The 12901-nt window shown below is 39.8% G+C and carries 10 protein-coding genes; 5 read left to right on the forward strand and 5 right to left on the reverse strand.

All coding sequences use genetic code 11. The features are described from left to right. Positions 1–14: 14 nt before the first annotated feature. Positions 15–941, reverse strand: coding sequence for a bifunctional riboflavin kinase/FAD synthetase (ribF, locus tag HMPREF3020_RS08645; RefSeq protein WP_070776215.1), 927 nt, complete (start codon positions 939–941; stop codon positions 15–17). A gap of 50 nt (positions 942–991) precedes the next feature. After that, on the reverse strand, positions 992–2566 hold the full coding sequence (murJ, locus tag HMPREF3020_RS08650) for a murein biosynthesis integral membrane protein MurJ (RefSeq protein WP_070776216.1): 1575 nt from the start codon (positions 2564–2566) through the stop codon (positions 992–994). Positions 2567–2832: 266 nt separating this feature from the next. On the opposite strand from murJ, the gene rpsT reads away from it, so the two are divergent. From rpsT to rlmB, 3 genes are all read left to right on the forward strand, one after another. Next, positions 2833–3096: a 30S ribosomal protein S20 gene (rpsT, locus tag HMPREF3020_RS08655; RefSeq protein WP_005695217.1), complete on the forward strand. Its 264-nt coding sequence runs from the start codon at positions 2833–2835 to the stop codon at positions 3094–3096. A gap of 160 nt (positions 3097–3256) precedes the next feature. After that, on the forward strand, positions 3257–5602 hold the full coding sequence (rnr, locus tag HMPREF3020_RS08660; protein ID WP_070776217.1) for a ribonuclease R: 2346 nt from the start codon (positions 3257–3259) through the stop codon (positions 5600–5602). A gap of 16 nt (positions 5603–5618) precedes the next feature. Beyond that, positions 5619–6359 carry a 23S rRNA (guanosine(2251)-2'-O)-methyltransferase RlmB gene (rlmB, locus tag HMPREF3020_RS08665; protein ID WP_070776218.1) on the forward strand — a complete coding sequence of 247 codons (741 nt, stop codon included), beginning with the start codon at positions 5619–5621 and terminating at the stop codon, positions 6357–6359. A 64-nt stretch (positions 6360–6423) separates the two neighbouring features. On the opposite strand, the gene brnQ is transcribed toward rlmB, so the two are convergent. Then, positions 6424–7725, reverse strand: a complete 1302-nt coding sequence (brnQ, locus tag HMPREF3020_RS08670; RefSeq protein WP_070776219.1) for a branched-chain amino acid transport system II carrier protein — start codon at positions 7723–7725, stop codon at positions 6424–6426. Positions 7726–7927: 202 nt separating this feature from the next. Here brnQ and nhaA point away from each other — a divergent pair, with 202 nt between their 5' ends. Together nhaA and HMPREF3020_RS08680 are read left to right on the forward strand one after the other, a co-directional pair. Then, positions 7928–9115 (forward strand): Na+/H+ antiporter NhaA, encoded by a 1188-nt coding sequence (gene nhaA / locus HMPREF3020_RS08675; protein ID WP_070776220.1) that lies wholly within the window; start codon positions 7928–7930, stop codon positions 9113–9115. Positions 9116–9123: 8 nt separating this feature from the next. Continuing rightward, positions 9124–10656 (forward strand): glycosyltransferase, encoded by a 1533-nt coding sequence (locus HMPREF3020_RS08680; RefSeq protein ID WP_070776221.1) that lies wholly within the window; start codon positions 9124–9126, stop codon positions 10654–10656. A 78-nt stretch (positions 10657–10734) separates the two neighbouring features. On the opposite strand, the gene HMPREF3020_RS08685 is transcribed toward HMPREF3020_RS08680, so the two are convergent. Further along, on the reverse strand, positions 10735–11874 hold the full coding sequence (locus HMPREF3020_RS08685; RefSeq protein ID WP_070582727.1) for a DUF2827 family protein: 1140 nt from the start codon (positions 11872–11874) through the stop codon (positions 10735–10737). 130 nt (positions 11875–12004) lie between these two features. Continuing rightward, a partial coding sequence (locus HMPREF3020_RS09550) for a YadA family autotransporter adhesin (RefSeq protein WP_257282466.1) occupies positions 12005–12901 on the reverse strand: 897 nt, incomplete at its 5' end.

The following is a 12901-nucleotide window of genomic DNA, read 5'->3' on the forward strand; positions in this document are numbered from 1 at the left end:
ATTTCAATATAATTCTATTTTGCAAAAAATGCTTTCGCTGTTTTTACGTCTTGTTCAATTTGAGCTTTCAACGCTTCAAAAGAAGGAAACTTTATCTCATCGCGAATCTTCTGGCAGAATTCCACTTCGACCATTTGTCCATAAATATTCTGAGAAAAATCAAATAAATGGACTTCTAATAATTGTATCGTGCCGTTAATAGTTGGGCGTTTTCCCATGTTTGCAACGCCGTTAAAAATCTTGCCCGATTTTAACCGCACTTTCACCGCATAAACCCCTTTTACTGGGTTCACTTGGCGATGTAAGCGAACATTCGCGGTAGGAAAACCAATGGTTCGCCCTAATTTATTGCCGTGGATCACGCGACCAAAAATACGATAAGGCTTACCGAGTAAATTTTCCGCATGCTGTAAATCATCTTTAGCCAACGCTTCACGAATAGCGGTGCTACTGATACGCAACTCATCTAAACAGAAAGTGCGACTATCTTCCACTTCGAAACCAAACTGCTTTCCGGCTTGTTGCAACATCGCAAAATTGCCTAAACGTTTCGCACCAAATTTGAAATCATCACCAATACTGAGAAACTTCACATTTAATTTGCGTACAAGCCAATCTTCAATGAATTGTTCTGCTGGAAGATCAGCAAAAGTACGGTCAAATTTCGCGACGATCACCACATCCACACCCGCCTGAGCTAAATAATGTAACTTATCTCTTAATCGCATTAAGCGCGCAGGGGCTTTGTCGCCCATAAAATATTCGCGCGGTTGCGGCTCAAAAAGCATCACTGCCATGGGTAAATTCAGCGCATTCGCTTTCTGACGAAGATGACGCAAAATCGCCTGATGCCCCAAATGCACGCCATCAAAATTGCCAATGGTTAATGCACACCCTGACAAATATGGCTGTGAATTATGAAGCCCACGAATTAATTGCATTACATCTTATTCCAAAAAACGAAAAATAATCGGTGCATTATAGCGGTAACTTAATGTTTTGTCAGTAAATGGTGTTTACGAACACCCAAGAGCACCAATACGCCTAAATAAACGACAGCAGCTAGCCCAATTAACCAAACCAACCAATAGATACGCATTAAAAATGTCATGGCTGCCCATTCTTGAATCGATGGGCAGTTATACCAAACCAAACCGCCCATGGCTAAGGCTGCGCCTAAAACTTTCAGAAAAAAGACCGCACTTTTACGTGAAAAATGATATACATCCTCTTTAGCTAAACCACGATAAAGCAAATAAGCATTTAAGGTTGCTGACATGGCAGAAGCAATCGCTAACCCCACATAACTAAATGGAATCGCCAAGACATTAAAGCCCATATTGCTCACCATGGCGATGATCCCGATTTTCACGGGCGTTTTAGTGTCTTGCCGTGCGTAATAGCCATTAGCCAAGATCTTAATCAGCATAAAGCTAAGCAAACCGGCATTGAATGCCCATAAAGAATAAGAGGCTGCATGCACATCTGTTAAGGTAAAACTGCCACGCATAAACAATACCAGTAACATTGGTTGGGCTAACACGGCAATACCAATTGCGGCAGGCACGCCGAGTAATAAAATCATTCGTACGCCCCAGTCCATGGTATTACGAAAATCAACCGCACTTTGGGAAGAATTATCTTCTCGATTCACGTGATGGCGAGCAAGCGTCGGTAAAATCACAGTGGAAATCGCAATACCAAATAGCCCAAGTGGAAACTCCAATAGACGATCAGAATAATAAAGCCAACTAATGGATCCCGTCATTAAGAAACTGGCAATGACTGTATCAAGCAACAAGTTGATTTGACTTACGGAAACCCCGAACAAGGCAGGAATCATTAATCGACGGATTTTCGCTACCCCTTCATCATGCCATGCCCATTTTGGTTTTACGAGCAAGCCTGCTTTCTTCAAGAAAGGGATTTGAAATAAAAATTGTAATAAACCGCCTAAGAAGATCCCGATAGCGAGAGCAAGATCAGGATTGTCTAATCTTGGTGCAAGGAAAAGTGCGGTTGCAATCATGGCAATATTTAACAAAACAGGCGAAAACGACATCACACCAAATTTGCCTATCGTATTTAAAATCGCGCCTGAAAGTGCCACAAAGGTGACAAACCATAAATAAGGAAAAGTAATTTTTAAGAGTAAAGAGGCTTGTTCAAATTTGTGTGCATCGGGTCCGTCATTTAGCCAATCAGTAAACCAGCCCATCCCGAAGATCGCCGCCACGACAGGCGATCCCACCATCGCAAGCAAGGTGACAACACTGACTAAACCGCCTAGCGTGCCCGACACTTTCCCGATAAATTCTCGCGTTTTAGAAAGATCGCCCGATTTTTGATATTCGGCTAATACCGGCACAAAAGCCTGAGAAAATGCCCCTTCCGCAAATAAACGACGTAAAAAGTTTGGGATACGGTTAGCGAATAAAAACACGTCTGCCGCCGCGCCTGCACCGATCAAATGTGCTATTACCACATCACGGACTAAACCTAACACACGGGACACTAATGTCATCCCACTCACGATAATGCCGGATTTTAAAAGTCGTTTACTCAAAATAGGGGTCTCTTCAAAAAAATTTGCCTTAATTGTATAGAATTTTTGTTTTTACGCTATATTCCAACGAAAAAAACTGATAAAATCCTGCCCACATCGTTTGTGTGAGCCAATAGAAAGCGCTTTTTTTAAATAACGATGCTTACTTTCGGTTGTGTCTCACCGAAATCAACACAAATTATTCATTGACAAAAGTATAAAAAATCGGCATATTCTACGCCCTTATTTTGTCATAATCATCTAACAGAAATTTTAGGAGTTTGACCTTGGCTAATATCAAGTCAGCAAAAAAACGCGCGGTTCAATCTGAAAAACGCCGCCAACACAACGCAAGCCAACGCTCTATGATGCGTACTTACATCAAAAAAGTATATGCTCAAGTAGCAGCAGGTGAAAAAGCAGCAGCTGAAGCAGCATTCGTTGAAATGCAAAAAGTTGTTGACCGTATGGCTTCTAAAGGCTTAATCCACGCTAACAAAGCAGCAAACCACAAAGCTAAATTAGCTGCTCAAATCAAAAAATTAGCGTAATTAAAGCACTAAAATAGCTTAAAAATAAAACCGCACTTTGGTGCGGTTTTTGTTTGCCGTAAACCGTCTTGCCACAAACGCCCCATAACGAGCTTGCATTCCCTCCTTTAACCTGTAAACTACCCCACAACTTAAAAATTAATCATAAAATAAACAATAAATGACCAAAAAATCTTTTAAAAAAGCGGATCCAAATTATCAAAAAGAATTAGCAAAATATGGTAATCCGATCCCAAGCAGAGACTACATTCTGCAAATTATTCGTGAAAATAATGCCCCGATGAGTCGGGAAGAAATTCTGACCGCACTTTCAATTAAAAGTGACGAACAACAAGAAGCCATGCGTCGCCGCTTGCGCGCTATGGAAAATGATGGACAGTTAGTTTTCACTAAACGTAAACGCTATGCCTTGCCTGAAAAATTAGATTTATTCAAAGGCATGGTCATTGGCCATCGCGAAGGCTATGGCTTTTTACAAGTCGAAGGCAAAAAAGAGGATCTCTTTATTCCTAATCACCAAATGCAACGTGTAATGCATGGTGATTTTGTGTTAGCACAGCCTGCAGGCTTAGATCGCCGTGGTCGTCGTGAAGTCCGTATTGTTCGTGTACTTGAAAGTCGCAAAAAACAAATTGTCGGCCGTTTCTTCTTAGAAAATGGCTTTAGCTATGTGGTGCCTGATGACAGCCGTATCGGACGAGATATTTTAGTCCCTAATGAACACCGCAATGGGGCTCGAATGGGACAAGTTGTCGTGGTTGAATTGCAAGAACGATCTGCCTCCTTCACTCAACCTGTTGGTATTATCAACGAAATTCTGGGTGACAATATGGCAAAAGGGATGGAAGTGGAGATCGCCCTTCGTAATCATGACATTCCTCACCAATTCCCAAGTGCGGTCGAAAAATACGTTAAAAAATTCACGGAAGAAGTGCCTGAAGAAGCAAAAAAAGGTCGTGTGGATTTACGCAATCTGCCACTGGTTACCATTGATGGCGAAGATGCACGCGATTTTGATGATGCCGTATATTGCGAAAAAAGCGGCAAAGGCTGGAAACTTTGGGTGGCGATTGCCGATGTCAGCTATTATGTGCGTTTGCGTTCTGCACTAGACACAGAAGCTTATAATCGAGGTAACTCCGTTTACTTCCCAAATCGTGTTGTGCCAATGCTACCAGAGATTTTATCAAACGGATTGTGTTCACTGAATCCACAAGTTGATCGCTTGTGTATGGTGTGTGAAATGCACATTTCTGCCAAAGGTAAACTCACAGACTATCGTTTTTATGAAGCGGTAATGAATTCTCATGCACGCTTAACCTATACGAAAGTCGCCGCAATTTTAGATGGCGATGAGGAACTCCGCACGCGTTATCAAGGACTTGTTCCACATTTAGAAGAATTGCATCATCTCTATCAAGCATTACTGAATGCACGCAAACAACGTGGCGCTATCGATTTTGAAACCATTGAAACCAAATTTATTTTCAATGCCATGGGACGAATTGATCGCATTGAACCTGTTGTGCGAAATGATGCTCACAAAATCATTGAAGAATGCATGATTCTTGCGAATATTGCAGCGGCAAACTTTATGGAAAAACATAAAGAGCCTGCACTCTATCGTATTCATGCTGCTCCGAGTGAAGAGAAACTGACGTCTTTCCGTGCATTCTTAAGTGAATGTGGTTTAAGCCTTGAAGGTGGCATGAAACCGACCACGAAAGATTATGCGAAATTGTTAGAACAAGTGAAAGATCGTCCGGATCACGAACTCATTCAAACCATGTTACTTCGCTCATTAAGCCAAGCGGTTTATCATGCGGATAATATCGGTCACTTTGGTTTGGCTTTAGAGGAATATGCTCACTTTACTTCCCCGATTCGCCGCTATCCGGATTTAACCCTTCACCGTGGAATTAAGTATTTATTAGCAAAAGAAAAAGGCGCTAAACGTAAAACGACGGATACTGGCGGCTATCATTATTCTTTTGATGAAATGGATTTGTTAGGCGATCACTGCTCGATGACAGAACGCCGTGCCGATGATGCCACTCGCGAAGTGGCAGATTGGCTGAAATGTGAATATATGCAAGATCACGTGGGCGCTGAATTTAGCGGAGTGATCTCATCTGTAACGGGCTTTGGCTTATTCGTTCGTTTGGATGATTTATTCATTGACGGCTTAGTCCATATTTCCACTTTAGATAACGACTACTATCAATTTGATGCGGCAAAACAACGTTTAATCGGTGAAAATAGTGGTATGATTTATCGACTTGGCGATAAAGTCAAAATTCGCGTGGTCGCCGTTCATTTAGAACAAAAAATGTTGGATTTCAGTTTAGTCGAAAGTGCGAGAAAACCACGTCGTGTGGGAAAAACAGCGAAACAAAAAGCGAAAAAAGTCTTTAAGGAACTGCCACCTAACGCGTCAAAAAAACGTAAAAGTGCGGTTAAAAATAAAGATGTTTCTAAGAAACCGACGAGAAAACGGAAGAAATAATAAATAAGAGAACCCTATGTCAGAAAATATCTATGGTATCCATGCTGTAAACAGCATTTTAGCAAATAGCCCTGAACGTTTAATTGAAGTGTTTGTGCTGAAAGGCCGTGAAGATAAACGCCTACAACCCTTACTCAATGAGCTCTATGCTTTAGGCATTGCGGTGCAATTTGTAAACCGTCAAACATTAGATAAAAAATCCAACGGTGAAGTACATCAAGGTGTGATTGCGCGTGTGCAAGAAGCGAAAGAGCTGAATGAACATGATCTGAATGAACTTCTTACTCGTAAACAAAATCCACTTTTATTGGTGCTTGATGGTGTGACAGATCCCCATAACCTGGGGGCCTGTTTACGTACTGCGGATGCTGCCGGTGTGAGCGCTGTTATTGTGCCAAAAGATAAATCTGCTCAACTCGCTTCTATTGCACGTAAAGTGGCTTGCGGTGCTGCGGAGACTGTGCCATTAATTCGCGTAACCAATTTAGCTCGTACTTTACGAGATCTACAACAAAACCATAATATTTGGGTGGTGGGTACGGCCGGCGAAGCAACAGAAACCATTTATCAAAGCAAACTCACGGGTTCTCTTGCCTTAGTGATGGGAGCCGAAGGTGAAGGCATGCGTCGTCTTACTCGTGAACACTGCGATCAGCTGATTAGTATTCCAATGGCGGGCTCTGTTTCATCTCTGAATGTTTCCGTTGCAACAGGTGTATGTTTATTTGAAATTGTGAGACAACGTCTTGCAGCCTAAAAATACGTGAAAAAACGACCGCACTTGATATAAAAATGCCGATAAATCATTATCGGCATTTTTATTATTTTGAAATTGTTTTCCCGAATATCATGGAAAGCACTAAAGTACATAATGCGGGCACAAGCCACGCAAGCCCTTGTGAATAGAGCGGGAAATGAGTCATGATTTGATGTAACCCTTCTGGTAATATATCCAAGTTTTTCAGGCTATCAATCAAACTAAAACAAACTGTTACAAAAATAGTGGTGTAATAGCTCAATCGAATAGAAGGCAATTTATTACGCACTAGCTGTAAAACCACTAACATGATCGCCATTGGGTAAATCAACAACAAGGCAGGAATCGTCACTCGGAGCAATTTTGTTAAGCCATATTGTGAAATAATTGTCGTCATGGCAGTGAAGAAGACAATCCAAAATGGATAAGAAAAACGTGTCAAAAACTTGGAAAAGTAATCACCACACGCACTGGTTACGCCCACTAATGTGGTTAGACTTGCTAAAGTAATAATACCCGCCATAATCCAGGTTCCCGCCGTGCCAAATAAACTGTTCACATAACGAGAGAAGATTTGGCCGCCATTTGTTACACCTTGTGCCACCGCATCAGAAGTTGCCCCTAAGTAGAATAAAGAAAAATATAAGCAACCTAATAAGACGACTGATACTAAGCCGGCTGAAATCGTATATTTAACAATCTTTTGGAGATTGGTTACGTTTTTTGCAGATAATGCCCGTGCAACAATGCCACCAAAGGCAATCGCAGCCAGTACATCCATTGTTTGATAACCACTAATTAATCCTGTGGTTAATGCTGAATTCTCGGCATACGCCTGCGACGGAGCAACAATATCAGAAAGAGGTGACACAAAAACCGTTATCCCAACAACGAGTAATAATACCAACAATGCCGGTGTCATCACTTCACCCACCGTTGAAATAATGGTACTTGGGCGAATCATGAATCCCATGGCGATAATATTAAAGATCACAGAGAAAATAAGACGTGTTGTCGCACTATCTTCAATGAGCCCCAATGGTAGCCATGCCATTTCATAAGCGACATTGGTAATTCGAGGCATTGCAAAGGTTGAACCGATGACTAAATAAAGAATGGTTAAAAAGGATACGCCTGCCCACTTGGGTAAGTCCTTAGTCAGTTCTTCGCCACGTCCTAACACTGACACCACAACCAATGTAATAAATGGCATGAGTACGCCTGTTATCACAAACCCTAGCGAAGCCGTTGCCCAATGGTTACCTGCTGAATACCCCTCCATCGGTGGAAAAATAATATTTCCTGCGCCTAAAAATAAAGCAAAAATCATCATACCTAATACGGTGATGTCTTTTTTTGAAAACATAAGCATTCTCGAATAAATAAATTTTAAGAATTTTACTATTAAATTGTTTTTTATTCCAAAAATGAAAATAAATTCTGTGAAATAGATCACGAAATCTATCACATCCCGATTAAATCACACATTATCCATAGCCTATTTTCCCTAAATTAGTAAATTTGTGATAATATCCAGCCTTTATTATTACTTTTTTAGGAGAGAATGAATGAATAAACTGAGTTTGATTCAACAAATTCAGCGTTTTTTCAAATTGGAATCAGCTGGCGGAATTTTATTACTTTTTTCAGCAGTAGTCGCAATGCTATTAGCCAATTCACCGCTCAATCAAAACTATAACGACTTTTTAAACTTACCAGTCAGAATTCAAGTAGGGACTTTTTCTATCGATAAAACCTTAATTCACTGGATCAACGATGGTTTTATGGCGGTATTCTTTGTTTTAGTGGGAATGGAAGTCAAAAGAGAATTATTTGAGGGCTCCCTTTCAAGCTATCAACAAGCGGTTTTCCCTGCCATTGCTGCAGTTGGCGGAATGGTTATTCCTGCCTTGGTTTATATTTTTATTGCACAACAAGATCCTACTTTAGCCGATGGCTGGGCAATTCCAATGGCGACAGACATTGCCTTTGCACTCGGTATCATGGCGTTATTAAGCAAACAAGTGCCACTCCCATTAAAAATCTTTTTACTTGCTTTAGCCATCATTGATGACTTAGGCGCGATTGTCGTGATTGCACTCTTCTTCTCCCATGGATTAAGCGTGCAAGCACTTGTCTTTGCTGCGGTTGCTATTGTTGTACTTATCGCATTAAACCGCTTTAAAGTGACCGCACTTTGTGTCTATATGGTAGTGGGAACAATCTTATGGGCTTCGGTATTAAAATCAGGTGTGCATGCTACCCTTGCAGGGGTTATCATCGGATTTTGTATTCCATTGAAAGGCAAAAATGGCGAAACACCATTACACGACTTTGAGCACATTCTTGCCCCTTGGTCATCCTTTGTTATCTTGCCATTATTTGCATTTGCCAATGCGGGTGTAAGCTTTGATGGCATTGATCTCAGCATGCTGACATCACCATTATTGCTCGCGATTTCTCTTGGCTTAATTATCGGAAAACCACTCGGCGTATTTGGTTTCAGTTATCTTTCCGTAAAACTTGGCATTGCAAAACTTCCACAAGGCATCAACTTTAAACAAATTTTTGCCGTAGCAATTTTGTGTGGTATCGGCTTCACCATGTCAATGTTCTTAGCCAGCCTTGCCTTCAATGCTGATGCCGGTGAAAGCATTAACGCCCTTTCTCGATTAGGGATCTTATTAGGCTCCACTGTTTCAGCTATTGTGGGGTATATGGCGTTGAAAGTGACTACCGCGAAAAATAAAGGGTAATCAAAACGATGGAAAAACTAACCTGTTATGTTATTTATGCATCTGAAAGAATAGAGAGACTGAGCCATTTTTTACAATGCGCCTCTGACTCTCATGTTGTTCCTATTTCTGCAGTAACTAAAGAACAGGTTAGCTTACTCGGTCATTCTCCAGCCTTATTTAATTTAAAAAGAGCAGAAGAACTACTTGAGCGCACTCCCAATGACAAAGAAATCGCCCACACGCTATCTCATATTCAATGCTGGAAAGCGATTGCTGAAAATGAACAGCTACAAAACAATGATTTTGCTTTAATTGCTGAAGGTGAAATTCAGCCTGTTGAAAACTTCATTCAGCATGCTATCAATTATGCTAATAAATACTCTTCTTACGGAATTATCAAATTACAGCGCGATGGTAAAACTCCTGCTTGTGAACGCCTATACCAAGCTAGTGATGAGCCTGATGCATTAATCTATGGTGATACAAATCAGTACAACTATGGTTGTTCGCTTTATCTCATCCGCAAAGATGTCGCAAAAAAATTAACCGCACTTTTAAGTGAAACAAAACCCTACTGGCTTGCTGATCAATTTACTGCATTCCATGAACCTCAAAATATTGCTCAAGCACGTTATCTATTGGGGGAAAATCCAAGCCAAAAACAACAAGATAAAGTTGAAAATCCACTATTTAGTATCATTGTACCAATCTATAATGTTGAACGTTACCTCGAACAATGTATTGAATCTGTCTTAGCGCAAGATTATCAGAATTATGAACTTATTTTAGTTGATGATGGTTCGCCTGATAATTCCATCGATATCTGCACTAAATATACTAAACAATATTCTAATATTGTTTTTATCCATAAAATTAACGGTGGAGTATCCGACGCAAGAAATGCAGGCATTCAAATTGCTCGAGGAGAGTATTTAATGTTTTTAGATAGTGATGATTATTGGGAAGGAACAACTATTCTCTCTGATTTACAAAAGATAATTACTGAAAATAATCCCGATACTATCTTCAATTATATGAGCAGTGTCTATCCTGAAAAAATTGTGAACCATTACATCAACCGAGATAAGCTAATAGGTTCTTTTAGGGAAGACTTTCAAGGTCTTTATCAAGATGGAATTTATCTTGGGTTCCCCTTTACAAAAACAATAAAAAGAGAATTAATTTTAAAAAACCACCTCTTTTTTATAAAAGGGCGATCTTTTGAAGATGTGGCATGGAGTTTTTTTCTTACTAAATATATTAGTAGTTATGCGATTTATAAAAACTGCTTTTATATGTATAGAAGAGAAAGAAAAGGTTCAATTAGTTCTGTTGCGACCGCTAAAAATCAAGTAAGTCTATTTCAAAATCTATCTGATGTAATAACTGAAATAGAAAATATGAAACTCAACAATGAGTTATTGCCTGGATTTAAAAAATATGTAGATGATATTTATAGGTATATAATGACATGCTATGAACTGCTGCCAGAGAATGAAAAAGTAGATTTTCTTAATTTGAAAGAAAAATACGAAAAAGAATTTAATGCGTTGTGGTAAATATTATAGATATACTAATCAAGATTTATAAGTTGAATAAAAAATCCCTTAGCGCTCACTAAGGGATTTTCACAAGTCTTATTCAGAAAACAACCGCTTGATCTCTTTCTCATACAAATAAATATTCACAGGATTAGTTGGTAATTGCGAATCTAGATATTCATTTGCTCTTTTCACATATTCTTCATGATGCTTATCATGGTTATCAATCACATCAAGTAATACTTTTGCACCTTCAAATGCATCGAACTGATCGTAATAATACCCTACACCTTTCGGAATTAGTTTTGAATTATGAATAAATGGATAACCACCATACAAAGCATCATTGTAAGCATAATTCAAACCATTTTCCCACTGATGACTTAGCACAATATCTACATAGCGAGTAAGAAAATCAGGCATTTGATAACGCCCTTCTACCGTCATCACCCCATTTTTAACAAGATTAGTTCGACCTATGAAATTGAAAAAGGTTGGATTATCTTTTTTATCGTAGGTGTTGCACATATAGACGTTTTTAATTTTCTCAGGCGCTTCACGATAGGCTTGTTCAGCAATTAACACTGGCGTAAAGCAAGTTTTCACTACGTTAATATTGGCTTCAAAAGAGGCTATACGTTTAGCTTTTTTCTCAGCATCTGGTTTATAACCAAAAGTAAGATTATGCTTCTCTTTAATTCGCTTAATCACCTGATCACAGAATACCGGCGACCAAATTGCAGGCACCACATAAGCAGGACAACGATACATAATGGAAAAATAAGATTTACAGGTATTCTCATGCTGTGGAATCATCCATACAGAATCAAATAACGTACCGTTAAACACTCTTCCTGCTTTCTTATCAAAAAGGAAATTTTCCATATCCATAATAAAGTCATTACCCATTTTATAGCAAACAACTTTACCACCATGTTGATGCATTCGAGTAACTTGATTAGGTTCAATCACCAATGTTCCCTCAATCAATACGTCTAATTGATCAATTACATCCTCAATATAAGCGTATTTCAAATTTAATCCATCAAGCATAAACCCTTCTGGAGGTGTAGTGCGTTTTTCTGGTCCCCATGAAACCAAAATAACATCTTCTACAATCGATGAATGTTGCAATAAATGATAAAGGTGAATAACATTTTGATTCGCACCATTTGCCCAAATATCTGTGACTTTTGCTTCTAAATTAAAGGTGATCCCAATTTTATATTTACGCATAATTCTCTTCCTTTTTATTATTTAAATCATCTGAAAGTGCGGTCAAAAATAAACGTATTTTCAAATGATTTAAATAATAAAAATCACTCGGATATTCCTACCCGAGTGATTTATCTTAATTAGTTGATTATTACCATTGGTAACCTACACCGGCACCAACATTGTAATCACCTTGTGTAGTTGCTGCACCACTCACTTTGAAGATAACTTTATTGTTATCGCTCGCACGTGAGTAACCTACTGCAACTGCACTTTCACCTTTGTAGTTACCTACACCAAGGCCAACCATTGAACCACCTGGTTTAGTCACTTGTGGAATATTCGCTGCAGCAGTTGCTCCTGCGATACCACCACGAAGTTTCTTATCAGTTTTCTTCATTTCGCTACGAACTGCACCAACAGAACGATCAACATATTGTTTGTTTGCCGCATCCGTACCACGAACTGGATCTGCCACATTGGTGATTCGACGTTCATTACCAACTGAACCCACTGAAACAGTATTCGCTTCATTTGCTACAGAGCCTTGACCTAATGCCACAGAATTGTTTGCGGTGGCTTTCGCACCTTGACCGATAGCCGTTGCATTATTAGCTGAAGCATTAGCCCCCTGACCAATTGCAGTTGCATTCTTACCATTTGCGTTAGCATTTGTACCAAACGAAGAGCTATTATCACCTTTCGCTTTCGCACCTGAACCTACTGCAGTCGCATTGTTGCCATCGACTTCAGATTCAACGTTGTTTACTTTGCCGTTTTCATCTGTTGATTTCACAACACGTTTAATTGATGCTGATTCCTCTTTTGCTACTGTCGCAGAGCTTTCTGCCGCTGAAGCGGATGAGCTTGCTGCGGTTGCTGAGCTATCTGCCGCTGAAGCTGAAGAACTTGCTGCTGTCGCTGAGCTGTTTGCTGCTGAAGCTGAAGAGCTTGCTGCGGTTGCTGAGCTATCTGCTGCTGAAGCGGATGAGCTTGCAGCGGTTGCTGAGCTATCTGCTGCTGATGCAGAAGAGCTTGCTGCAGTCGC

Source organism: Haemophilus sp. HMSC068C11, assembly GCF_001815355.1.
Lineage (GTDB): Bacteria > Pseudomonadota > Gammaproteobacteria > Enterobacterales > Pasteurellaceae > Haemophilus_D.